Genomic DNA, 21,621 nt, shown 5'->3' with positions numbered 1-21,621 from the left:
ACATCGAAGGTAAAGCTTTGCTCTGCAAGTTTTGTTGTTGCGTAGCCAGGGCGAAGAGGGGAAGAGCGCAGAACCATGATTCGAACCTTCAATAATTTGTCCATCGGATCGAAGATTTTCACAGCTTTCGGGTTGGTGATTTCTCTTCTCGTTCTTGTCGCCGGGATATCCTATTTTTCGCTGCAATCGGCGGGACAGTCCTTCATGGAGACCCGGCAGCGGACGCGGGAAGTCGATATTACCCGCGACGTGGATTACGCCTACATCGATTTAACCCGAAAGATCGCGGCCTTCGTCTATGCAGGCACCGACGCGACGCTGGCCGATGCCAATGTGGCGATCGATGGTGTGGCGAAGGCGATCGCCGTTGCCAAGACCGAAATCCAGGATGCCGATCATGGTCCGATGATCGCCGAGGCGTCCACGCGTTTCGAGGCCTATCGTGCGGTCTGGCAGCAGGTGGCTGACCTTCGGATGAAGCAGGTCAAGCTGATCGCCGGGACCGTCGAGCCGGTCGGCGACAAGCTCAAGAACGACGCGGGCTTCCTCGCCGGCAAGATCATGACGCTCAATCGCGCCGATCTCCTGCCGATCATCACCAAGGGTACGGAACAGTTCAATGCCGGCCGCTTCGCTGTGCTGAAGCTGATGGCCGGTGGCGGGGATGCCGAACTCAAGGCAGCGGACGCCGGGTTCAATGGCTTTGTGCAGCGCCTGAACCTGATCACCAAGGCGGTTGGCGAAGGCCAGGAGTCCTCGCAGATCGGCAAGGTGCTGAAGTCTGTGGCCGCCTATCAGGCCGCCTATCAGGAAGCCGCCGCGATTTCGGCGCAGCTCAACGGGCTGGTCGCCAATGACATGAAGCAGGCCAACGACACGATCGCCGCGTCGCTGTCGAAGATCCGGGCTCAGGCCACCGAAGAGTCTGATGCCATCAGCACCAGCACCATGTCGCTCGCCGCCCGCATCCGCCTCGTGCTTCTGGTGGTGGCCGGTGTGTCGATCTTTGCGGCCATCGTGCTGTCCATGCTGATCGGCCGGTCGATCTCCAAGCCGGTTGTCGCCATCGCCGCGACCATGCGCCGTGTGTCCGAGGGCGACTTCCTGATCAAGGTTCCCGGTGTCGGGCGCCGTGACGAAGTGGGCGTGATGGCCGACACGCTGGAAGTGTTCAAGACCAGCCTGGCCGAAGCCGAGGCGGGCCGTGCGGCGCGTGAAGCCGATGCGGCGAGCCAGGCGGCCAGCCGCCGGGCGGAGCTGCAGCAACTGGCGGATCTGTTCGAGCAGTCTGTTGGCGGTATCGCAGCCGCGCTCGCGTCGTCGGCGACCCAGCTCAACGGGGCCGCCCAGGTGATGACGCGCTCGTCTGCGGATGTGTCGCATAAGGCGACCGTGGTGGCGGAAGCCTCCGAGGAAGCGTCGGCAAGCGTCGGAACCGTTGCTGCTGCGGCGGAAGAGCTGGCGTCCTCGATCACCGAGATCGGGCGTCAGGTGACGGAATCCACCGAGATTGCCGCGACGGCGGTGGTCGATGCCTCGGACACCGCGTCCAAGGTGGCGGCTCTCTCTGAAGCGGCCAAGAAGATCGGCAACGTGGTGGATCTCATCAACAACATCGCCGGCCAGACCAACCTTCTCGCCCTCAATGCCACGATCGAAGCGGCGCGTGCCGGCGAAGCAGGCAAGGGCTTTGCGGTGGTGGCCGCCGAGGTCAAACAGCTCGCCGACCAGACGGCCAAGGCGACCAACGAAATCGGGGCGCAGATCTCTGCCATCCAGTCGTCGACGGCCGAATCGTCGGACGCGATCATGCGCATCACCGCGACCATCGGCCGGATCTCGGAAGTCTCGAATGCCGTGTCGGGCTCGGTGCGCGACCAGGGTACGGCGACGCAGGAAATCGCCGACTCGGTGCAGCGTGCCGCCGGCGGCACGGGAGCGGTGACGGCCAATATCGCCGAGGTCAACTCGGCGGCGGACCGTTCGTCGACCGCGGCTCGCGAGGTGCTGGCGGCCTCGGAGGCTCTGTCCGATCAGGCCCGTCGCCTGCAGGACGAACTCAAGGGCTTCCTGCAGACGATTCGCGCCGCGTAAGCGCCGAGATCAATACGCGCAGACAACGACAAGGGGGATCGGTCGCAAGGCCGGTCCCCCTTGGCTTTTCAGGCCTAGGGCTCAGTCGAGGCCATTGCGTAGGGCGGCGGCGGTGGCGATGGGGGAGATGACGGCGGCGACCAGCGAGACGGCGGCCAGCAGCAGGAAGGGCGTGCGGAAGGCGGCCGGGTCGAAGGCAACGGCATTGGAGGCCGAGACGCCGAAGATCAGGACCGGGACGGCAAAGGGCAGGATCAGGATCGGCACCAGCAGGCCGCCGCGGCGCAGCGACACGGTCAGGCCGGAGCCGATGACGCCCAGGAAGGTGAGGGCGGGGGTGCCGACCAGCAGCGTCAGCATGGTGGCACCGATGCTCGCCGGCGTCATGGCGAGGAAGAGCGAGAAGAAGGGCGCGGCCAGTACTAGCGGCAGGCCGGTGGTGGTCCAGTGGGCCAGGGTCTTGATGACGACAACGAGTTCGAGCGGGTGACCGCTGGCCACCAGGAGATCGAGGGCGCCGTCTTCCTTGTCGGCTTCGAACAGGCGGTCGAGGCCGAGCAGGGTCGACAGCAGCGCGCCGATCCACAGGATGGCCGGGCCGATGCGCGAGAGCAGGTTGAGGTCGGGACCGATGGCGAAGGGGAAGACCGTCACCACGATCAGGAAGAACAGGACGCCCATGAGGGCGCCGCCGCCCACGCGAACGGCCAGACGCATTTCGCGGATGAAGAGTGCGCGCCAACTCACCATTCGGCCTCCAGATGATGGTCGACCGGGCTCAAGCGCAGGCTGCGGGCCGTCGGCAGGTTGATGGCGAGATGGGTTGCCGCCAGCATGGAGCCGCCGCGTGCCACGTGCTCGGCGATCAAGGCGACGAGACGGGCTTCGGATTGCCGATCGAGGGCGGCGGTGGGCTCGTCCAGCAGCCAGATCGGCTTGCCCACGGCAACGAGCCGGGCGATGGCGAGGCGGCGACGCTGGCCGGCGGAGAGATAGGCGGCCGGCAGGTCGGCGAGATCGGCAAGATCGACGGCGGCCAGGGCTTCGGCGACGCTCGTGCCGTGGCCCCTGCCGAGGAAATCCTGCCAGAAGGCAAGGTTCTCGCGCACCGAGAGGGCGGTCTTGATGGCGTCGCGATGGCCGAGATAGTGGCAGTGGCGGGCGACGTCGTCGGGCTCCTCGATGCCGGGGCCGGCCAGCGTGACGGTCCCCTCGCTGCGGTGAACGGCGCCGATCAGGCTGCGAATCAGGGTCGACTTGCCGACGCCATTGGGTCCGGTGAGCAGCAGGGCCTGGCCGGGTTCGAGGGCGAAGCTGATGTTCTCGAGCACCCGGCGGCCGCCACGGTCGACCGTGAGGCCGGACACCTCAAGCCGCAAGCCGGTGAGCGGCGGCGCAGAAGCTGATGTCTGGATGTGCTCGTCTGCCAAAATGCGCCCCGTGAAAGCCCGCCGGATCGTCTTGCGACATTGATGCCCCGGGCGGCTCGACCGCTGCGGTTCCCGGCTGTTGATACGGTCCTAGCCATTCGCAACGGCGCTCGCAATCGAACAAGGAGAGGTCTGGCAAAAAATCACCGTGCAGCGCATCATAAATTGGTCGATCCTTCTAGGCAGAGGCAGGGAAATTCACTATAAGGCGCCGACAGATCACGGTTGCGGAAAGTACCCTTTACGTAAACGTAAACCATTTGCCTGATGGCATGCGGCGGACGCCGCGACGGCTCTCGAGCTGACACATCTCGATGCCGGCCATTCCAACCCGGAGGGATTGTTGCCCATGGCGTCGCTCGACAGCTTCAAATGCAAAAAGGAACTCAAGGTCGGCTCGAAGACCTATGTCTACTATGACCTGAAGGTCGCCGAAGCGAACGGCCTTGCCGGCGTGTCGCGCCTGCCCTTCTCGCTCAAGGTGATCCTCGAGAACCTGCTGCGCTTTGAAGACGGTCGCTCCGTGACCGCCGACGACATCCGCGCCATGGCCGCCTGGCTCGACAACAAGGGCAAGCTGGACAAGGAAATCGCCTATCGTCCGGCCCGCGTGCTGATGCAGGACTTCACCGGCGTTCCCGCCGTGGTCGACCTCGCCGCCATGCGCGACGCCATGGTGACGCTGGGTGGCGACCCCGAGAAGATCAACCCGCTGGTTCCCGTCGATCTCGTCATCGACCATTCGGTGGTCGTGGACTATTTCGGCTCGTCCTCCTCGCTGGCCCAGAATGTGGCGCGCGAGTACGAGCAGAATGTCGAGCGCTACAACTTCCTCAAGTGGGGCCAGAACGCCTTCGACAATTTCCGCGTGGTGCCGCCGGGTACCGGCATCTGCCATCAGGTCAACGTGGAATATCTGGCCCAGACCGTCTGGACCCGTGACGAGGACGGCGTGACGGTGGCCTATCCGGACACCTGCGTCGGCACCGACAGCCACACCACCATGGTCAACGGTCTCGCCGTGCTCGGCTGGGGCGTGGGCGGCATCGAGGCCGAAGCCGCCATGCTCGGCCAGCCGGTGTCCATGCTGATCCCGGAAGTGGTCGGCTTCAAGCTGACCGGCAAGGCCAAGGAAGGCGTGACCGCCACCGACGTGGTGCTGACCGTCACCCAGATGCTGCGCAAGAAGGGCGTGGTCGGCAAGTTCGTCGAGTATTTCGGCCCGGGTCTTGAGTCGCTGTCGCTAGCCGACCGTTCGACCATCGCCAACATGGGTCCCGAATATGGCGCCACCTGCGGCTTCTTCCCCGTGGACGCCGAGACGGTCAACTATCTCAAGTTCTCCGGCCGCAGCGACGATCGCATCGCGCTGGTCGATGCCTATGCCAAGGCGCAGGGCATGTATCGCACCGTCGAGACGGCCGACCCGGTGTTCACCGACGTGCTGGAACTCGATCTGTCCACCGTGGTGCCCTCGCTCGCCGGCCCGAAGCGCCCCGAGGGCCGCGTGTCGCTGACCGACGCCAAGGCCGGCTTCACCGCCGCCATGGAGACCGAGTACAAGAAGGCCGCCGATCTTTCCAAGCGCTATGCCGTTGACGGCAAGGGCTTCGACATCGGCCATGGCGACGTGGTGATCGCCGCCATCACCTCCTGCACCAACACCTCCAACCCGAGCGTGCTGATCGGCGCCGGCCTCGTCGCCCGCAAGGCGCTGGCCAAGGGCCTTTCCGCCAAGCCGTGGGTGAAGACCTCGCTGGCGCCCGGAAGCCAGGTGGTGGCCGAGTATCTGTCCAAGTCGGGCCTGCAGGCCGATCTCGACAAGCTCGGCTTCAACCTGGTCGGCTTCGGCTGCACCACCTGCATCGGCAACTCCGGTCCGCTGCCGGCGGAGATCTCCAAGTCGATCAACGACAATGGTGTGGTCGCCGCCGCCGTGCTGTCGGGCAACCGCAACTTCGAAGGCCGCGTGAGCCCCGACGTGCAGGCCAACTACCTGGCCTCGCCGCCGCTGGTGGTGGCCTATGCGCTGGCCGGTTCGGTGCAGATCGATCTGGCGACCCAGCCGCTCGGCACGGGTTCGGACGGCCAACCGGTCTATCTCAAGGACATCTGGCCGACCAATGAAGAGGTCGCCGAGGCGGTGAAGGCCTTCATCAGCCCCGAGATGTTCAAGGAAAAATACGCCGACGTGTTCAAGGGCGACGAGCGCTGGCGCGGCGTCGAGGCCGGCACGGGCCAGACCTACGGCTGGAACATGGCGTCGACCTATGTGCAGAACCCGCCCTATTTCGACGGCATCACCATGACGCCGAAGCCGGTCACCGACATCGTCGGTGCCCGCATCCTCGGCCTGTTCGGCGACAAGATCACCACCGACCACATCTCGCCGGCCGGTTCCATCAAGCTCGCCAGCCCGGCCGGCCAGTATCTGACCAGCCATCAGGTGCGTCCGCAGGACTTCAACCAGTTCGGCACCCGCCGCGGCAACCATGAAGTGATGATGCGCGGCACGTTTGCCAACATCCGCATCAAGAACAACATGGTCAAGGATGCCGACGGCAACACCGTCGAGGGCGGCTGGACCATCCATCACCCCACCGGCGAGAAGCTGTATATCTACGACGCCGCCATGCGTTACAAGGACGAGGGCGTGCCGCTGGTGGTCTTCGCCGGCGTGGAATACGGCAACGGCTCGTCGCGCGACTGGGCGGCCAAGGGCACCAACCTGCTCGGCGTCAAGGCCGTGATCGCGCAGAGCTTCGAGCGCATCCATCGCTCGAACCTCGTGGGCATGGGCATCGTCCCGCTGACCTTCGCCGAAGGCACCAGCTGGCAGACGCTCGGCCTCAAGGGTGACGAGACGGTGTCGATCGCCGGCATCACCGACGTGAAGCCGCGCCAGACGCTGGAAGCGGTGATCACCAAGGCCGACGGCTCGACCGTCAAGGTGCCGCTGCTCTGCCGCATCGATACGCTGGACGAGCTCGACTATTACAAGAACGGCGGCATCCTGCACTACGTGCTGCGTTCGCTGGCCGGCTGATCGGCTTGCCAGGCTGCTTAAATGACGAAGGCCGTCGGGGTGACCCGGCGGCCTTCGGCTTTTTGGCGATCCCGTTCGGCCAGACCTCCGAGTATGGAGCGGGGCCTGGAGCGCTTGTCCGTCTGGCGAAAACGTCGGATCGAAGGGAGATCGCTCCAGATTCAGGCGGCTGGTCCAGGCCCATGAAGAACGTTGCTCGCCGGAAAACAAGCACGCAAGAATACAGTAGAACGACTTATGAATTATGCCGATACGTCAAATACCTAAGCACTATTTTGATCATTGTCTTATCCGAAAATAGGAATAGATCTTTTCCTTGCAGGGCGTCGGAGCCAATTTCGAGTATTCAAATCACATATACTCGAAGTTGTTGTGATCGATCAGATTTCAGATCCGATTGTCTTGCAAGATCATGTCTGGCTTTCGTTGGGGGGAAGGCTTGTTAACTGGAAGGCCATGCAGATGTTTGGAAAAGTGCTTTTGTCTTTCGCCGTCGGTCTTGTGATGGCAGGTTCGGCATGGGCGGCTGATGCTACCAAGCTGGCCCTGCCCGGCGACATTACCCTCGAGCAAGCCAACAAGGTCGTTGCTGCCGCGCGCGCCAAGGCGATCGAGCAGGGTACGTTGATGGATATTGCCGTGGTGGATGCCGGCGGCAATCTCAAGGCGTTCATTCGCATGGACGGCGCCTTTCTCGGCAGTATCGACATCTCGATCAAGAAGGCCCGGACAGCTCGCCTGTTCAACATGCCGACCAAGACACTCGGTGAGCTCGCCCAGCCAGGCAAACCGCTCTACGGAATTGAAGAAACCAACAACGGGCTGGTCAGCTTCGGTGGTGGCGACCTGCTCGTCGACAAATCGGGCGTGGTGATCGGTGCCGTCGGCGTGTCGGGTTCCTCGGTTGAGGATGACATGGCTGTGGCAGCGGCGGGTGTTGCCGGTTTGCAATGAGGCAGCTGAAATTCTGGGCTGGATGAAATAATAGCCATTGCACGACCGAGAAATCCCGCTATCCTTCCCTTGTCGTCAACATTTCGGAAGGAGGTGATCCAGTGTCTCATTGTCATGATCCGCGAGGGCTGGACATCGTTGGCCGGACGCACACCTTCGGGACGCGTTGAAGCCAAGCGATTTTTCTCCGCCTCGTGCGGCAGGCAATGGAAGGGCTGTCCGGAAGGGCAGCCCTTCTTGCATTCGGGCCCCTCGCAAAGGCGGATTGATTTGGGCAGGCGGGCTCTCCATAGTCGGGGCCTATCCCCCAATCCGAGAGTTCCGATGCCCGAAACGCTGCTGATCGAACGCCATGACCGCGTGGTGCTTGTCCGTCTCAATCGCCCCAAGGCGCTGAATGCGCTGAATTCGCAGGTGCTGGCCGAACTGGTGGCGGAACTGGCGCCGCTCGATGCCGATCCCGAGGTGGGGTGCTTCGTCATCACCGGATCGGACAAGGTCTTTGCCGCCGGCGCCGACATCAAGGAGATGCAGGACAAGAACTACGCCGAGGTGGCGGCGACCGACTATCTGTCGGCCTGGACGGCCTTCGCCAACCTGCGCACTCCGAAGATCGCGGCAGTGGCCGGCTATGCGCTCGGTGGCGGCTGCGAGGTGGCGATGATGTGCGACATCGTTCTGGCGGCGGAGAATGCCCAGTTCGGCCAGCCGGAAATCAAGCTCGGCATCATGCCGGGCATGGGCGGCACGCAGCGGCTGACCCGGCTCGTCGGCCGTTCCAAGGCCATGGACCTGATCCTGACGGGACGGATGATGGACGCGGCTGAGGCCGAGCGGGCGGGGCTTGTGGCGCGCATCCTGCCGCTCGACAAGCTCGTCGACGAGGCGCTGGCGACGGCCAGGACCATCGCCTCCTACGGCAAGCCGGCGGTGCTGGCGGCCAAGGAAGCGGTCGACCGGGCGCTGGAGATCGGCCTGACGGAAGGCCTGCGGGCCGAACGCCGCGCCTTCCATGCATTGTTTGCCACCGAAGACCAGAAGGAAGGCATGGCGGCCTTCGTGGAACGGCGGCCGCCGGCGTTCAAGGGGCGGTGAGGGGGCGTGGCAATTCTCGGCTTCGAGGGGGGAGGCCGACTTACCCCTCTCTCCAACTCTCCCCCGCAAGGGGGGAGAGGGCGCCGATTGGTTCCGCTGCTAATTCCTTGATGGAACTCAGCACTTCACCTCGATCACCTGCTCCGCGCCGCCATCGGTATGGCGGATGCGGGCCTGCATGGCCTTGAAGTCCACCTCCAGCGTGGCGCGGGCGGGGCCGGCGGTCCAGGTGAGGGTGAGGCTGTGCGGGGCTGGCTCGCCGAGGGTGAAGGCGCCGGCGAAGGCCGGGTGGGTGTTGCGGAAGCGGGCGAGGTCGCAGAGGGCCTTGACCATGGGCGTGGCGAGCGAAGCGGCGACTTCGTCGGGCGTGTAATAGTGGCGGTTGATGTCGCGGCCCACATGGGTGCGGGCGAGCAGGTCCATGTCGTTCACGCCGCCGAGGAGACCGACGTAATAGACCTGCGGGATGCCCGGCGCGAAGAACTGCAGGGCACGGGCGATCAGATATTCGTCGTCGCGCTTGCCGAGGGCGTCGTAATAGGTCGAGTTGACCTGGTAGAGGTCGAGGTTGGAGGCGGCCGCGCCGGTGGCCTGACGGCTCTCGCCGCCGGTGCGCGCGTGCATGGTCTCGACGAGGGCGTCGAGGGCGGCAGGCTCCAGGAGGCCGGGGCGTCCGTCGGTGGCGGCGCCGACGTCGATGACGCCGATGCCGTCATGGGTATCGAGCACGGTGATGGCGTTGCGCGGCGATATCTTCAGCCAGGCGGCAAGCGGGCCGGCCTCACCGGTGAACAAGGCGTGCAGCACCAGCGGCGGCAGGGCGAAATCGTAGACGCGATCGACGCGCTTGGCGATCTCGATCTGGTCGCGATAGTAGCTGTGGATCTCGACGAGCACTTCCATGCCCTTGGCCTTGGCCTTGGTGGCAAGTTCGCCGAGGAAGGCATAGGTCTCAGGGATCATGAAGCAGCTGGTGCCGGGCTTCTTGATGGCATAGCCGGCGGCGTCGAGACGAATGGCGGTGACGCCCGAGCTTGCGAAGCGATCGAGGATGGCGTCGAGATAGGCAGTGCCCTTCTGAGAGAAGACATCGATGTCAATCTGCTTGGGCGTGAAGGTGGTCCAGATCAGGCGCTTGACGCCATCGCCGAAGCTCATCTTGGTGAAGGGAAAGCCCGGTCGCGGCCGGTAGATGGCGTTGAGGTCGGCCTCGGTGGCGCCCTGCGGGAAGACCTTGCCGAAGCTCATGAACATGTCGGCAAAGTCCGAGGCCTCGCCCTTCGCCAGATAGTCCTTGAAGGCCGGGCTGTCCGCCGAGACGTGGTTGACGATCATGTCGGCCATGATCTCGACGGATGTCGACAGCGCCTTGACGTCGGCCCAGGTGCCGAGGCGCGGGTCGACCAGCGTGTGATCGACGGGGTCAAAGCCGGCGTCGGCACCGTCGATGGGATCGAAGAAGGGCAGGGGATGCACACCGCCGACCACGCCCTCGAGCGGACCATCGACGAGGGCCTTGAGATCGGCGAAGCCGCCGGCGGTCAGGCGATCGACATAGGTGATGAGCTGGACCTGGTTCTTCATGGTGTCCGTCTTCAGTCTTGGCAGGGGGCAGCCCAAAGTCGGCTTGCCGCCAGGGGAGGCGTGCGGATGGGCGCGCCGAGCGGGCAACGCGCGCTCCGGAGGATGGCCTCCGGAGGATCTCTTGTGTCGAATGACGCATCTCTATCGAACGCATGCGACATTCGAAAGTGCAAACCCTGGTGCACTGATTCCGCCAGAGGATTCACCTTGAACGGTAATCCGTGCACTCGATTTTCTTGTTTGTGCCGCGACTTGTCCAACCGGGCTGGCCCTTGCGGGCCGCACCATCCGATCGGGTCGATGCACCAGGCCTTGTTCAAGGGCCTGGGGTGTCAGATGGCCATGGGCGGGCGCATGAAGGCATTGCCCTCGCCGTTGAACAGATGGCAGTCGCTGGCGGCGAAGGCAAAGCGGGTGGTCTGGCCGGCCTTGACGGGCACGTCGCCGTCGAGCACGGCGATCAGCGTGGTGTCGTCGGAACTGCGCTTGGCCTGGATGATGGTCTGATGGCCGAGGCGTTCGACGAAATCGACGGTGACGGGCACGCCGGTGCTGTCGTCGAGATGGATGTGCTCGGGCCGGATGCCGAGGGTGACTTCGGCGCCGGCCACGGCACCGGTGGAATCGACCGGGATGGTGATGGCCGGCACGTCGGCAGATTCGATGGTGATGCCGCCGGTGGCGATCACCTTGGCCTGAACCGTCATGAAGTTCATCTTGGGCGAACCGATGAAGCCGGCCACGAAGAGGTTCTGCGGCCGGTGGTAGAGTTCGAGCGGCGCACCGACCTGACGGACGAAGCCGGCTTCGAGCACGACGATCCGGTCAGCCAGCGTCATGGCCTCGACCTGATCATGGGTCACGTAGATCATGGTGGAGCCGAGATCCTCGTGCAGCTTGGCGATCTCGGCGCGGGTGGAGACGCGCAGGGCGGCGTCGAGGTTGGACAGCGGTTCGTCGAACAGGAAGATCTTCGGTTCGCGCACGATGGCGCGGCCGATGGCGACACGCTGGCGCTGGCCGCCGGAGAGCTGGCCGGGCTTGCGGTCGAGCAGGTGCTCGATATGCAGGATCTTGGCGGCCTTCTGCACCTTGTCGGCGATCTCGGCCTTGGAGAAGCCGGCGATTTCCAGCGCGAAGGCCATGTTGGCGTAGACGGACTTGTGCGGATAGAGCGCATAGGACTGGAACACCATGGCGATGCCGCGGTCCTTGGGGGCGATGTCGTTGCAGACCTTGTCGTCGATCAGCATCTCGCCCGAGGTGATCTCCTCGAGGCCGGCGATCATCCTGAGCAGCGTGGACTTGCCGCAGCCGGAAGGTCCGACGAAGACGACAAACTCGCCGTGGCGGATGTCGAGATCGACGCCCTTGATGATATGCACCTGACCGAAGCTCTTGCGCACGTCGCGCATGATGAGGCTTGCCATGGGTGAACTCCCCTTGAAGTCTGTCCGGGCGGGTCCCGCGCCAAGTGTCCTGGGGACCGCGCACCCGGGGTGTTGATGGTGTTCCGGCTTACTTCACCGAGCCGGCCGTGAGGCCGCGGACGAAATAGCGCTGGAGCGAGAAGAAGATGACGAGCGGCAGGATCATCGACACGAAGCCGCCGGCGGTGAGCAGGTGCCAGTCGGAGCCGCGCGAGCCCACCATGTCGGCGAGACGCATGGTCAGGACCTGCACGCCCGGCACGTTGCCGATGAAGATCAGCGCCACCAGATAATCGTTCCAGACCCACAGGAACTGGAAGATGGCAAAGGAGGCGAGCGCCGGCGTCGACAGCGGCAGCACCAGACGCCAGAAGATCTTGAAATGCGAGGCACCGTCGACGATGGCCGCTTCCATGATCTCGCGCGGCAGGCTGGAGATGTAGTTGTAGAGCAGGAAGACCGCGAGCGGCAGGCCGAAGCCGGTGTGCGCCAGCCAGACCGACAGATAGGTGCCGTTGAGGCGCAGGTGCACATAGTCGGTGAGCACGGGCACCAGGGCGATCTGCAGCGGCACCACCAGGAGCGCCACCATCAGCGCGAACACCAGCTTGCGGCCGGGGAAGCGCATCCAGGCAAAGCCATAGGCGGCGAAGGCGGCCATCAGGATGGGGATGATCACGGCAGGCAGGGTGACGGCGATCGAGTTGATGAAGGCGTCGGACATGTCCTCGCCCTTGCGGACGGCCTCCTCGCCGGTATCGCTCTGGATGGTCACGTCCTTGCCGGCGAGCACGTCGTGATAGTTCTGCAGCGTGACGGAGGGCAAGCCGCTCCATTCCTGCTGCTGCACCTGAACGGTGCCGGCGCGCTTGTTGCCGATCCAGACGACGCGCTTGCCGTCGGCGGTTTCGACGCCCTGGCGGAACTGCTCGAAGGTGGCGGTGGCGCCCTCGAAGGTCATCGGCGCATTGCGGTCGATGGTGGCGTCCGGCTTCATTTCCGAGACGGTGACCCATTGCTTGTGCGGCAGCACCGTCCACCAGCCCGAGGACATGATCTCGTCGCGCGGGCGGAAGGAGGAGACGAACAGGCCGAGCGTCGGGATCAGCCAGATCAGGCAGATGACCGCGAGCGTGCCGTTGACGAAGGCGCGGGGGAAGGGATTGCCCTTGGACATGGCCATCACAGGGTCTCCCTCTTGTTGAACTGGCGAAGGTTGTAGACCATCACCGGAATGACGGTGATCAGCAGGACGATGGCGATCGCCGAGCCGAGGCCGAAGTTCCGGTTGGTGAAATACTGGTTGTAGAACTGGGTGGCGATCACGTCGGTGCCATACTGGCCGCCGGTCATCACGAGGACCACGTCGAAGATCTTCAGCGTGAAGATGATGACGGTGGCGCTGACGGTGACGATGGTGCCCATGATCGAGGGGATCAGGATCGAGAAGAAGATGCGGAATTCACCGGCACCGTCGACGCGGGCGGCCTCGAGGATGTCCGAGGGCACGGCCTTGATGGCGGCGGAGAACAGCACCATGGCGTAGCCGGTCTGCATCCAGATGACGATGACGATCAGGAACAGGTTGTTCCACGGCTGCAACTGGGCGATCCAGGCCTGCGGCTCGCCGCCGAAGGCAACGACGATGGCGTTGAGCAGGCCGATCTGCACGTCCGAGGGGTCGCGCACGGCGTAGATGAACTTCCAGATGACGCCGGCGCCGACCAGCGAGATCGCCATGGGCATGAAGATGATGGCCTTGGCGAGGCTTTCGAAGCGGCTGCGATCGGCCAGCGTCGCGACCAGGAGGCCTGAAATGATGGTGAAGGTGGCGCCGAAGACGATCCAGAGCACGTTGTTGCGGAAGGTCACGAGCATGAAGGGCTCGGTGAACACCGTGATGTAATTGGCAAGACCGACGAAGTTGGTGCCATCGCGGTCGTAGAGGCTGGCGATGAAGGTACGCACCGCGGGCAGCGCCAGGAAATAGACCACAAAGGCGATCGCGGGGGCGACGAAGACGATGGGGATCAGCCGCTTCTGCCATTCGGAGGGGGCGAATTCGGCCAGCTGGTTGGCGACCAGATAGAGAATGGCCATGCCGCCGCCACCCCAGACCATGGCGAAGAGCGCAGTCACCAGCTTGGGCGCCTGGCTGTCGCGCAGCAGGAAGAAGCCTTCGAACAGGGCCACGGCCGCAAGGATGCCGCCGATCAAGGTCAGGAGGGCGCGGTTTCGCCGTCGGCGAGAGCGCGCCAGTTCGGCGGACAGGGCGTCCGCGTCAGTCGTGCGGTCACTCATTTCATTCCCCCCGGAGCCCGGCGCCAGATCTGTGGTCCGACCGCGCTAAGGTGATGTGTCGATCATCTTGATTGTTGGAAGTCCCCGCCCCTGAAGGCGGGGACTCCTTGGGCGTCAGAGGTTACTTCTTCGGCCAGGACGCGTCGATGTTCTTGAGGGCCGTGTCCAGATCCTCGGTACCGGAGATCCAGGCGGTCATTTCCTTCCAGAACGAGCCGGCGCCGACTTCACCCGGCATCAGGTCCGAACCGTCGAAGCGGACGGAGGTGGCGCCGCCCAGAACCTCGGCCACGCCGCGGTCGACGTCATTGACGTACCACTTGAGGTCGACGTCCTTCTGCGGCGCGATGGCGCCACCGACGGCCAGCCAGGACTTCAGATGCTCGGCCTTGGCGAAATACTGCATGAGCGCGCGCACTTCCGGACGGTCGTTGAAGGCGCCCCAGATGTCGCCACCCACTTCTACCGGCTTGCCATAGGCGGGGTCGATGCCCGGCAGGTAGAAGAAGGAGTAATCAACGCCGGCCTTGGCCTTTTCCGGGAAGAAGGCGGCGATGAAGTTGCCCTGCTTGTGCAGCCAGCACTTGGGCGGCTCGGCGAACATCGGGCCGGGCGCGTCGCCGAAGCTGGTGGACACGATGCCCTTGCGGCCGCCGTAGACGTTCTTGTCGTCAAGCCAGATCTTGCCGAAGGTCTCGGCGGCCTTCTTCACTTCCGGCGAGGCGAAGGGCAGCTTGCCTTCGGTCCAGGCGTCGTAATTCTCGAGCGAGGTGGTGCGCAGCATCATCTCTTCGAGCCAGTCGGTGGCGGGCCAGCCGGTGGCAGCGCCCGATTCGATGCCGACGCACCAGGGGGTGTCACCGTCGGAGACGATCTGGTCCTGCAGCTTCTGCAGTTCGTCCCAGGTGGTGGGGACCTTGTAGCCGGCGTCGTCGAAGGCCTTCTTGGGATACCACACCAGGCTCTTGACGTTCACGCGTTCCCACACGCCGTAGATGCCGGGCTTGCCGTCCTTGCCGGCCTTTGTGGCCATGTCGACCCAGCTCGGGATATACTGCTGCAGGAAATAGTCCTTGCTGGCGCTGAGATCGACCAGCTTGCCGGCCTTGGCGAAGTTGGCGAGCAGGCCGGGCTGCGGGAAGTCGGCGATGTCGGGCGGGTTGCCGGCGTCGGAGCGCGTGGCAATGGTCGCCTCGAACTGCTTGGAGCCTTCATACTGGATGTCGATGCCGGTGGCTTCCTCGAAGGCCTTCATCGTGTCGTTGAAACGAACTTCATCGCCGGCCGTGAAGGGGCCGAAGGCGGTGATCTTGGTGCCCTTGAGCTTGCCGGCGAGCGCGTCGGAGAGTTCGGCCGGCACGTTGTCGGCGGCATAGGCAGCGCCGACGACGCCGAAGGTGGCGACAGCCGAAGCCAAAAGGCAAGCTTTCAGCGAAGTCATTTTCATCTCATCCTCCCCCATTCCTGGGTTTCTTCAACATTTGGCGCACAAGCGCCGGTTTGACGCCTCCCCTCCCGAGGGAAGCGGCGACGCCGTCAGCGTGGCGGAGCGGTTGTCCTGCGCACGATGAGCTCGACGGCAAGCGTGGAGGTGACGGGCTGCCTTGACGGGTCCTCGATCCGCTGGAGCAGGGTGTCGACGCTGAGCTTGCCGGATTCGAAAAGCGGTTGGTGAACGGTGGTGAGGCCGAGATACTCGGCCATTTCGATGTCGTCATAGCCGACGACGGAGAGATCCTCGGGCACGCGCAGGCCAAGGTCGCGGGCCGCTTCCAGGACGCCCATGGCCTGGGTGTCGTTGGAGGCAAAAATGGCCGTCGGACGATCGGGCTGCGACAGCATGCGGCTCGACAGTTCGCGTGCAATGTGGCGACCGAAGACGCCGTCGGTGCGATAGGCCTCGACGATGGGCAGGCCGGCCGCGGTGAGCGCGCGGCAATAGCCGGCATGGCGGTCGCTGCTGGAGGTGTGGTTGAAGCCTTCCTGCGGCACGTCGCCCAGGAAGCCGATATGGGTGTGGCCGAGCGAGATCAGATGCTCGGTGGCGAGGCGTCCGCCTTCGACATCGTCGATGAGGATGCGATCGAAGCCCAGCGAGGGCGCGCCGTTCACATCAAGAAAGACGGTGGGCACGCCGGACTTGCCAAGATGCCGACGGTCGGCCTCGGACGGCGACAGGGAGATGATGATCATCCCGTCGACGCGGCGGCGGTCGGGCACGGTGCGGAAATAGCGGTCGCGCTTCTCTGCCGATTCGACGTTGTAGATGACGAGGTCGTATTTGCTGTCGGCGGTGGTGTTCTCGACACCGTGCAGGCGCTCGACGAAGGCCGAACGGGTGAAGAAGGGCACGATGACCGCAAGCGTCAGCGTCTTGCCCAGCGACAGGCCGCGAGCGGCAGGGCTCGGCACGTAATTCAGTTCGGCAATGGCTGACAGGACCTTGTCCCGGGTTCCCTTGGACACGCGCGGGCTGTCGTTCAGCACCCGGGATACGGTGCCGAGACCGACGCCAGTCTTTTCCGCGATGTCCTTGATGGTCGGGCGCATGAAGGGGACTGCCATGAGCGTGGAAGCGGTTCCACGATGTATCATCATGTCGGCATGGGTGCAAGAGGGGCGCGCCTGTGGCGAATGCTTAGGTGGCCGCTGATGGGGGCCTTGCCGTCGTATCTGCGCGCCTGGCGAGCGGCCCACGCTGTCCGGACAATGGCCTTTGGGCGTGGCGTGGTGCCAGAACGCATCGCCGGAAGCGGCTCAGCTTCGCCCTGTGGCCGGACAATGCCGTACGACTGATCAGGGCGTGGCCCTTCCCGCATCTGTCGAACTCCCCCCGAAGTCGGCTCTGGCGATTCCCTGTCCTCGCCAGACGTTGAAATTAGCTTCAACGATGGCGCAGATCTTGAAATTCTAAGCGCTTTGAAAGGATGATTGACCCAACTTTGCCGAGGAGTCAAGCCAAGCTTGCAGGCAGCGTCCGTAAAAAATACCCAGAGAACTGCGGAAAATATCCGGATGCGTGATTGTGCTTCGCTTGGACAATCATGGCGCCAGGCGCGCGAAACGTTTGAATGGACCCCTGGCGCTGCGGCAAAAATCAAAGCGATTTGAAATATTTGCGAGCGATTGTGAATAATAATATTTGCATGAATTAACGAGACAGCCACTCGGGGCGAAGGCCGTGATCGCAAGGGTGGGCGACCGGGCTTTATCTGATGGTGACAGCTCTATAGAGGACAGGCGCAGTCCAATCTGGCGCTCAGGGCTTCCGGCGCGGAGGCTGGCCGGTCGTCTTCGGAAGGCTTCGGGCTTCTCTGGCCAGTGCCGCAATGCTCTCGTCTGCCAGACGGTGGCGTTCCGCCTTGTGCCGGGCGCCGATCGTGCCGGCCGAGATCACGGCATCAGGGGCGTCATGCACGAACTGCCGTTCGGCTCGCCGTGATCCTTGCTTTCGAGCGTGTGCACTCTTTGCGCCGGTTGCCCCAGTGTCCAGCTCGCGTCATCGGCCGCAGGCGTCATGCGCGCGTCGAAACGCGGACAAGGCCGGCAAAGCCTGGCCTCTGAAACTCGATATCATCTTTGGAAAAGTGGTGCCGCAGAAGGGACTCGAACCCCCGACCCCATCATTACGAATGACGTGCTCTACCAGCTGAGCTACTGCGGCATCTAGCGCAAACCGAACCGAAGCCTTGGCGCGCGGCGGTCTGTGCGAACGCGGCGTTGATACCGGCATCCTCGCCGAATTTCAAGCGCCGCGTCCGAGAAAAATGAAAGCCGTCAATGGAAGGCCGGATCTGGGGTCAGGCTGCGGGTCAAACCGCGGCCGTTGGCCGGGCCGGGATCGTCGGGCGGCTTGCGGGGAAAGTCCCGGTCGGTGTCGTTGCCCGTGCTGGCAGCCGGCTGCGTTGCCGCCTGGGTGGCGGCTGCGGCGGTCCCGCCAGAGGCCGGGGTGTCGACGGGCGCGGCGTCGATGACAATGGCGGTGTCATCTGGCGGGGGCGTGTCCGAAGGGGGCGCCGGCGGGGCGACCTTGCGCACGGCAAGCTCGGCCAGATCGGAGCCATCGAGTTCGGTGACGCCGCTGTCGCTGGCGACCGGCACCTTCCATTCCACCGCGTCGAGGCGACCGGTGACCGGAGAGGACGGCTGCCAGCTGTCCAGCACCACGCCGTCGGCGGTCCAGGCTTCGTCGCGCGGGGCGCGGACGGCCCGACCGAGCCATTCGCGCACGCGGCCGGGATCGCCGCTTTCCGTCTCCTCGAGCTCGGCCATCATCAGGCAGACGCGCTGGGTGGGCGCCTGACGCAGCGCCTTGGACAGTTCGTCGCGGGCGACGGTGAACTCGCGGGCGTCGAGGGCGGCGCGGGCGATGGCGAGCGCACCTTCCACATGGTGGGGCTTGGCCGCAGAGAGCATGCGGGCGCGCTTCAGCCGGTCGATGGCCGAATCACCGGTGCGGACGTGCAGGTAGACCTCGGCGAGCTCGGGATGCGGGGCGAGCTTCCAGGTGGTCTCGATGACCTTGGCCGCCTTGCGCGCATCCAGCTGGCGGGTGAGGCAGCGGGCGGCGACAACGGTGGCCGGCACGAAGTCTGGGGCGATGCGATGGGCTTCGAGGGCGAAGCTGCGGGCCTTGTCGGGCTCGCCGTCCTCGGCCTCGAGGGCGCGGGCGGTGAGCAGTACCGCGCGCAGGCGGCGCGTTTCGGCCTTGCCCACCAGGCGGCTGGCCGCCGAGGTGTCGAGAACAGCCAGCGCGCCGGCCCAGTCGCGGTCGGCGGAGAGATATTCCATCATCGCCGTGCCGGCCCAGGGAATGCCGGGGCTGAGCTTGTGGGCTTCGGCGGCATATTGGCGGGCCGCTTCCAGCTCACCGGCGCGGGTGGCTTCGATGAAGAGGCCGCGCAGCCCGAGCAGGCGCGTGCCCGGATCGGCCAGCATGCGGTTGAAGGCGGAACGGGCGCTGTCGCTGCGGCCTTCGAGCTGGGCCGCCTGGGCGTCGAGCAGCATGACGAGCGGTTCACGGTCGAGATAGCGGCCCGCTTCGACCGCCTCGCGCTGGGCGAGACGGAAATCGCCCGAGCCGACGGCGATCATGCCGCGCGACAGGGCGCGGTAGCCGCGGTCGCGGCGGCGGCCGGCAAAGAAGCCGCGCAGGTTCTGCGGCGAGCGCCAGACCAGGCTGACGAGGCGCCAGCCGATCACCGAAAGGGCGGCGAAGACGAGCGCGCCGACGACGATGACGCGCAGCGGCGGCGCGGCCGTGCCGGTGGGCCAGGCGACGGTGACCGAGACGGGGACCGCACCCAGGCGATCGAAGGCGAAGACGGCGGCAAACAGGACCGCGACTGAAATGAGTATCCGGATCATGGGCCGGTCCTTTCCGTCATGGGCGGGCGCGAAATGAAGAGGGTGCGGGTCATTGGCCCTCCGCCGGCGACTGGAGGCGCTTGAGCACGCGCGCCGTGAGGGCGGCGACCGTGCGATCGGCGGCGACGCGGGCGTCGAGGCTCTGGCGCCACTCGGCCGCCGCAGGCTTGGCCCAGGCGGGCAACTGGTCGGCCGCCGCGGCGGCAGCCGGATAGTCGCCGGCCTTGAGGGCCGTCACGATGGCTTCGATGGACTGCGACAGGGGATCGGTGGTGCCCGAGCCGGTCTCGCGATAGTTGACCAGGGACTTGGCGCTGGACATCAGCCCTTCGATGACGCCGTTGCCGGCATCAACAGGGCGGGCGGCGGCCATGGCTTCCTTGGGCAGGCTGGCGAGCAGCTGGTCCTGGGTTGGGACGCCGATGGCGGCGAGCGGCTTCAGGCTGTCGAGATCGGGCAGGTCGGGCACGGCGGCGGCGACCAGGGCAAACTCGGGCTCGAAGGACGCGCCGCTGGCGATCTTGGATGAGAGGCTGGTGACGGCAAGCGAGAGGGCGGCGATCTCCCCGCCCTTCGGTCCCGCCGCAAGGCGCGCCTCGATGGTGCTGACGCGCTCGGCCAGGGCGGTGCTCGCCGCGGCGGCAGCGTCGAGCTTGTCGGAGAGGGACGCGAGCCGGCCTTCGAGGGCTGCAACCCGCTCGGGCGCCACGGCGGGCGGAGCGGCCTTCAGCGCGGCGAGATCGGTCTTGATCGCGTCGAGCTCGGGTTTGACGTCGGGGGCGCCGGCCTGCGTGCTGCTGACGCGGGCTGTGAGATCGTCGACGGCCTTGCGCAGGGCGGCAACATCGCTGCCGGGGCCGACGGGCGCGGCCTTCAGGGCTTCTTCGAGGCTGGCCACGCGCTGGTCGAGCGGGGACGCCGCACCGCTGCCGTTGAGGGCGTCGAGGCGGCCTGCGAGCTTGTCGAGTTCGGCCTGGATCGGCGTCAGGTCGATGGCGCTCGCCTGGGTCTGCGGCGGCTGCGGGTTCGGCAGGGTGAGAAGATCGGACGCGATCAGGCCGTAGGCCCCGCCAAGGGCGATGGCGCCACCCAGGAGGGCGCCCACAAGGGCGGCGGCAAATCCGCTGCCCGGCTGCGAATCGGACGTCGCGGGCTTGGGGTCGGCCTTTGGCAACGGGTCGGTCAGGACCGGGCCTTCGATTGGAGCATCGGTGGGCGCCGCGTCTTGCGCCGGCGGATCGGCCTGGTCTGGCGCGGCTGTGCCATCGGGGCCGGCGGCGGCTTCCATCGACGGCGCCGTGTCAGCTCCTGCGGTTTGCTCGGTCGGTTCGACCGGTGACGGAGTGGTGGCCTCGGCCGATTCGGCGGGCGGGGTATCCGCGGCGACCGGTGCGTCGGGTTGGGCCGGCGCCTCCACAGAGGGCGGTGGGGTCACTTCGGTGGCCGTGAGATCGATGATCGGGGGCTTGGATTTGCGGCGGCGGGCCCCTTCGGGCGTCTCGTCGGTCTTGCGATCGCTGTCGGACTGCATGTCTCGATTTCCTTCCCGCTCGCTCCCGGCCTGTCGCCGCTTGTCCCACCAACTATTTCAACTGTCGCTGCCGAGCGCAACCGCTGCCCGCAACAAGGCATCGCCATTGGGCTCAGTGGCGATCACCGTGCGATGGCACCGGTCCGTCAGCGGCGCTGCGGCGGCCTCCGAAATGGCAATCAACACCAGATCGTTCAGGAGGTCGAGACGATCCTTGGACTGAAGAATCTTGAAAAATCCTTGCGCACTGCGCTGAGAGGCAACAATGAGACCGGCAAATGTGCGCATTTGAAGGCCAGCCCAGGTGGCCGGGGCGAGGTCGTCGCGCATTTCGGCCCGGTAGACGATCAGCGACTGCGCCGAAAGTCCGGCCTCGCAAAGGCCGGCGGCGAGGTCGCCGGTCTGGTCGCGACCAACCAGATGCAGGACGTGGCCGAGGCCCGAAGCGCGCAGGCTCAAGGCGAGGTCGGCAGCGGTGCCGGCCGACGCGCGAACATCGGCAAAGCCGGCGGCCCGGGCGGCACGCGCCGTGGCCTCCCCGACGCAGAAGGCGGGGATGGCGAGCCAGGCGGCCGGCAGCGCGCCGCCAGGCAGGGCGCGCAACGCGTTGGCGGAAGTGAAGGCGAGGGCGTCGGGCCGGGGATGGGCGGCGATCGCCCTCACCAGATCGGGCTCGGGGATGATGTCCAGCATGGGATCGGCAAGCGCGTCGATGCCATGGGCGGCGAGGGTTGCCACAAGGGCGCTGGCTTGCGGCTCGGGACGCAGGACGAGGAGCCGCATGATCGG

The 21,621-nt window shown here is 65.4% G+C and carries 15 protein-coding genes and 1 tRNA gene; 4 read left to right on the top strand and 12 right to left on the bottom strand.

Annotated elements, in window-relative coordinates:
• Positions 1-204: 204 nt before the first annotated feature.
• Positions 205-2,094 (top strand): methyl-accepting chemotaxis protein, encoded by a 1,890-nt coding sequence (locus L2I41_RS07415; RefSeq protein ID WP_237152894.1) that lies wholly within the window; start codon positions 205-207, stop codon positions 2,092-2,094.
• 81 nt (positions 2,095-2,175) lie between these two features.
• On the opposite strand, the gene ccmB is transcribed toward L2I41_RS07415, so the two are convergent.
• Positions 2,176-2,844, bottom strand: coding sequence for a heme exporter protein CcmB (ccmB, locus tag L2I41_RS07410; RefSeq protein WP_237152893.1), 669 nt, complete (start codon positions 2,842-2,844; stop codon positions 2,176-2,178).
• The gene (gene ccmA / locus L2I41_RS07405) at positions 2,838-3,524 is read right to left on the bottom strand and encodes a heme ABC exporter ATP-binding protein CcmA (protein ID WP_237152892.1); all 687 of its coding nucleotides are present in this window, start codon (positions 3,522-3,524) and stop codon (positions 2,838-2,840) included. The genes ccmB and ccmA overlap by 7 nt, the downstream gene beginning before the upstream one ends.
• 349 nt (positions 3,525-3,873) lie before the next feature.
• Here ccmA and acnA point away from each other — a divergent pair, with 349 nt between their 5' ends.
• The 3 genes from acnA to L2I41_RS07390 all read left to right on the top strand — a co-directional run bounded on the left by acnA (position 3,874) and on the right by L2I41_RS07390 (position 8,619).
• A complete protein-coding gene (gene acnA, locus L2I41_RS07400; protein WP_237152891.1) occupies positions 3,874-6,570 on the top strand; it encodes an aconitate hydratase AcnA in 2,697 nt (898 codons plus the stop codon).
• Between the two features lie 504 nt (positions 6,571-7,074).
• Positions 7,075-7,524 (top strand): GlcG/HbpS family heme-binding protein, encoded by a 450-nt coding sequence (locus tag L2I41_RS07395; protein ID WP_237153006.1) that lies wholly within the window; start codon positions 7,075-7,077, stop codon positions 7,522-7,524.
• A 324-nt stretch (positions 7,525-7,848) separates the two neighbouring features.
• Entirely contained in the window at positions 7,849-8,619 is a 771-nt protein-coding gene (locus L2I41_RS07390; protein ID WP_237152890.1) for an enoyl-CoA hydratase, read from the top strand.
• A 117-nt stretch (positions 8,620-8,736) separates the two neighbouring features.
• Here the strand turns inward: L2I41_RS07390 and gtfA are convergent, their stop codons facing one another.
• The 10 genes from gtfA to L2I41_RS07340 form a co-directional block, all read right to left on the bottom strand.
• The gene (gene gtfA, locus L2I41_RS07385; RefSeq protein WP_237152889.1) at positions 8,737-10,203 is read right to left on the bottom strand and encodes a sucrose phosphorylase; all 1,467 of its coding nucleotides are present in this window, start codon (positions 10,201-10,203) and stop codon (positions 8,737-8,739) included.
• 332 nt (positions 10,204-10,535) lie between these two features.
• The gene (locus tag L2I41_RS07380) at positions 10,536-11,633 is read right to left on the bottom strand and encodes an ABC transporter ATP-binding protein (RefSeq protein ID WP_237152888.1); all 1,098 of its coding nucleotides are present in this window, start codon (positions 11,631-11,633) and stop codon (positions 10,536-10,538) included.
• Between the two features lie 88 nt (positions 11,634-11,721).
• Entirely contained in the window at positions 11,722-12,816 is a 1,095-nt protein-coding gene (locus L2I41_RS07375; RefSeq protein WP_237152887.1) for a carbohydrate ABC transporter permease, read from the bottom strand.
• Positions 12,816-13,934, bottom strand: coding sequence for a carbohydrate ABC transporter permease (locus L2I41_RS07370; RefSeq protein WP_237152886.1), 1,119 nt, complete (start codon positions 13,932-13,934; stop codon positions 12,816-12,818). The genes L2I41_RS07375 and L2I41_RS07370 overlap by 1 nt, the downstream gene beginning before the upstream one ends.
• Positions 13,935-14,055: 121 nt before the next feature.
• On the bottom strand, positions 14,056-15,381 hold the full coding sequence (locus L2I41_RS07365) for an ABC transporter substrate-binding protein (RefSeq protein WP_237152885.1): 1,326 nt from the start codon (positions 15,379-15,381) through the stop codon (positions 14,056-14,058).
• Positions 15,382-15,470: 89 nt separating this feature from the next.
• Positions 15,471-16,499 (bottom strand): LacI family DNA-binding transcriptional regulator, encoded by a 1,029-nt coding sequence (locus L2I41_RS07360; RefSeq protein WP_237152884.1) that lies wholly within the window; start codon positions 16,497-16,499, stop codon positions 15,471-15,473.
• A gap of 1,023 nt (positions 16,500-17,522) precedes the next feature.
• A tRNA-Thr gene (locus tag L2I41_RS07355) sits at positions 17,523-17,598 on the bottom strand.
• 113 nt (positions 17,599-17,711) lie between these two features.
• Positions 17,712-19,301, bottom strand: a complete 1,590-nt coding sequence (locus L2I41_RS07350) for a heme biosynthesis protein HemY (protein WP_237152883.1) — start codon at positions 19,299-19,301, stop codon at positions 17,712-17,714.
• Between the two features lie 49 nt (positions 19,302-19,350).
• Positions 19,351-20,832, bottom strand: a complete 1,482-nt coding sequence (locus tag L2I41_RS07345) for a hypothetical protein (RefSeq protein ID WP_237152882.1) — start codon at positions 20,830-20,832, stop codon at positions 19,351-19,353.
• Positions 20,833-20,889: 57 nt separating this feature from the next.
• Positions 20,890-21,615 carry a uroporphyrinogen-III synthase gene (locus tag L2I41_RS07340; RefSeq protein ID WP_237152881.1) on the bottom strand — a complete coding sequence of 242 codons (726 nt, stop codon included), beginning with the start codon at positions 21,613-21,615 and terminating at the stop codon, positions 20,890-20,892.
• Positions 21,616-21,621: the final 6 nt, after the last annotated feature.

This window comes from Oryzibacter oryziterrae (genome assembly GCF_021864535.1).
GTDB classification, from domain to species: Bacteria; Pseudomonadota; Alphaproteobacteria; order Rhizobiales; family Pleomorphomonadaceae; genus Pleomorphomonas; species Pleomorphomonas oryziterrae.
This window is presented reverse-complemented; position numbering and strand designations above follow the sequence as displayed.